The 2978-nt window shown below is 57.8% G+C and carries 2 protein-coding genes and 2 pseudogenes; all 4 read left to right on the top strand.

Annotation, left to right across the window (positions count from 1 at the left end):
- Positions 1–639, top strand: a 639-nt coding sequence (gene nadA / locus B9Z54_RS09355; protein WP_162785157.1) for a quinolinate synthase NadA, incomplete at its 5' end; no start/stop codon positions are given.
- Between the two features lie 83 nt (positions 640–722).
- Positions 723–1309 (top strand): annotated as a pseudogene (gene ruvA, locus B9Z54_RS09350) (Holliday junction branch migration protein RuvA).
- 10 nt (positions 1310–1319) lie between these two features.
- Positions 1320–2315: a Holliday junction branch migration DNA helicase RuvB gene (gene ruvB, locus B9Z54_RS09345; protein ID WP_113928145.1), complete on the top strand. Its 996-nt coding sequence runs from the start codon at positions 1320–1322 to the stop codon at positions 2313–2315.
- Positions 2316–2334: 19 nt separating this feature from the next.
- Positions 2335–2978: pseudogene (locus B9Z54_RS09340) on the top strand (S-adenosylmethionine:tRNA ribosyltransferase-isomerase); the annotation flags it as partial.

The raw sequence follows: 2978 nt of genomic DNA, 5'->3' as shown, positions 1-2978 counted from the left end.
AACGGGGGCGCGACGGTCACGTCGTCAAACGCCCATGACATCGTCCGCTGGGCGTTAGAAGCGGGCGAACGAATTTTGTTCTTACCGGACCAGCATCTCGGACGCAACACGGCGTTTGATTTAGGTGTGCCGCTCGAAGCGATGGCCGTCTGGGACCCGCTCCGGGAACGGCTCGTCTACGAAGGGGACATCGAGGACGTCCGGGTCATTCTGTGGAAAGGGCATTGTTCGGTCCACGAGAAGTTCAACGTCGCCCAAATCGAGGCGCTTCGGAAGAACGACCCCGAACGAAACATCATCGTCCATCCGGAATGTACGTTCGATGTCGTGCAGGCGGCGGATGAGGCCGGGTCGACGTCTTATATCATCGACCAAATCGAGGCGAGCGCGCCGGGGACGAAGTGGGCCGTCGGCACCGAGATGAACTTGGTCAATCGCCTCGCAGCGACGCACCCCGAGCAGGACATCGTTTCGCTCAACCCGTACATGTGTCCATGCTTGACGATGAACCGGATTGATTTGCCGCATCTGCTCTGGGCACTCGAGTCGCTCGAGACCGATCCGGTCAATATCATTCGTGTCGACAAAGAGACGACGAAGTGGGCGACACTCGCCCTCGAGCGGATGCTCGCGCACTGAGGACAGGCAATTGCCTGTCCTTTTTTCGTGGCGGCGGTTATGGTACAATGAATGCAGTTTTCCCATGAAGAGGAGATATGACCGTGATTGAATTCGTAAAAGGCTCCGTCGCCTATGTGTGCGCGGAATATATAACGTTGGATGTTTCGGGCGTCGGCTACAAAGTACATGTGCCTAACCCGTTTTTTATCGTGAACAAGACGAACATGTAATCGTATTTACGCACCATTATGTGCGGGAAGATCAACAGACACTATACGGTTTCCGCTCACGTCGTGAACGCGAACTGTTCAATAAACTGCTCGGCGTCAACGGCATCGGACCGAAAGGCGCGCTCGCCATCGTCGCCTCGGGCGACATGGACGCGCTCATCGACGCGATCGAGACCGAGAACGAGAAGTATTTGACGAAATTCCCAGGTGTCGGCAAGAAGACGGCAAAGCAGATGGCACTCGATTTAAAAGGGAAGCTGTCCGAGCTCGCGCCGGATTATGTCCCGAACACCGGCCTATTCGCCCAAGGTGCATCGGAACTCGACGAGGCGTGCGAGGCGCTCGTCGCGCTCGGCTACTCAGAGCGTGAGATCACCCGTGTCCGCAAGGAATTGAATTCAGAAATATTGACGACAGACGCTTACATAAAGCGCGCCCTGCAATTGCTATTGAAATAAGGAGGAGACCATGGACGAACGATTGTTGTCACAATCCCATCAACAATATGAAGACTCTGAAGAGTGGAGCTTGCGTCCGCAAAAGTTCGAGCAGTATATCGGACAGGAGAAGGCGAAAGGAAACTTATCGATCTTCATCCAAGCCGCGAAGCTCCGTAGCGAAACGCTCGACCACGTCCTCCTTTACGGTCCACCGGGACTCGGAAAGACGACGCTCGCCCAAATCATCGCCAATGAGATGGGTGTCGGCATCAAGACGACAGCCGGCCCCGCGATTGAACGCCCGGGTGACCTCGCGGCGATCCTATCGACGCTCGAACCGGGCGACGTCCTATTCATCGATGAGATTCATCGCTTGAGCCGCACGATTGAAGAGATTCTCTATCCGGCGATGGAAGATTACTGTCTCGACATCGTCTACGGACAAGGAGAGATGGCGCGAAGTGTCCGCATTGACTTGCCGCCGTTCACGCTCGTCGGCGCGACGACGCGGGCAGGTATGCTGTCGGCGCCGCTCCGTGACCGCTTCGGTGTGACGTTAAAGCTCGAATACTACGAGACGCATGAGCTCGCCGCCATCGTCAGCCGGACGGCGCAGCTATTCCGCCTGGCGATCTCGCCAGAGGCGAGCGGTGCCATCGCGAAACGTTCACGTGGCACGCCGCGAATCGCCAACCGGCTGTTGCGCCGTGTCCGTGATTTTGCCCAAGTGGCAGGAACGAAAGAAATCGATCCGGTGCTCGCCTCAGACGCGCTCGATCGGCTACATGTCGACGCCCTCGGGCTCGACGAGGTCGACCACCGGCTGTTACGGGCGATGGTCGAACGGTTCGGCGGCGGGCCAGTCGGACTCGAGACGCTAGCCGCGACGATCGGGGAAGATGCCCAAACGATCGAGGACGTGTATGAGCCGTATTTGTTGCAGCAAGGGTTCTTGCAACGGACGCCGCGCGGCCGGATGATCACCCAGTACGCAAAGACGCATTTTGGCTATGAAGAGGAGTAACGATATGCAAGACATTCAATTGAACGTTAACGACTATGATTTTGACTTACCAGAAGAACTGATCGCCCAAGTACCGCTCCTTGACCGGACGAGCTCACGACTGCTCGTCCTCGACCGCGACACGGGCGACATCGAGCACCGTCATTTCCGCGACGTGCTCGACTATTTGCAGGCAGGCGACGCGCTCGTCGTCAACGACTCGCGCGTGCTCCCGGCCCGATTATTCGGGGCGAAGCAGGAGACGGGTGGGAAAGTCGAACTGCTCTTACTCAAACAGACGGAAGATGACGTGTGGGAAGCGCTCGTCAAACCGGCGAAGAAAGTCCGCGTTGGCGCCATCGTTGAGTTCGGGAACGGGTTGCTCCGGGCCGAATGCGTCGAGGAACTCCCGGAAGGTGGTCGTCGCTTCAAGTTCGATTACGACGGCATCTTCTATGAGATTTTAGATGAGCTCGGCACGATGCCGCTCCCGCCATACATCCGTGAACAGCTCGACGACCAGGACCGTTACCAGACGGTGTACGCCCGTGAACGCGGGAGTGCGGCCGCACCGACGGCAGGGCTCCACTTCACGGAAGAACTGCTCGCAGCGGCAGAGGCGAAAGGCGTCAAGTTGACTCCCGCTCACGCTCCACGTCGGTCTCGGCACGTTCCGTCCCGTCA

Source organism: Bacillus sp. P14.5 (assembly GCF_003316765.1).
Taxonomy (GTDB): Bacteria; Bacillota; Bacilli; order Bacillales; family Bacillaceae_B; genus Rossellomorea.
The sequence above is the reverse complement of the archived record's forward strand: the minus strand, read 5'-3'. Positions and strand labels throughout refer to the sequence as shown.

Excerpts from the sequence above, each read along its gene's own strand:
- ruvB (WP_113928145.1), top strand. The coding sequence starts at position 1,320 with ATGGACGAACGATTGTTGTCACAATCCCATCAACAATATGAAGACTCT.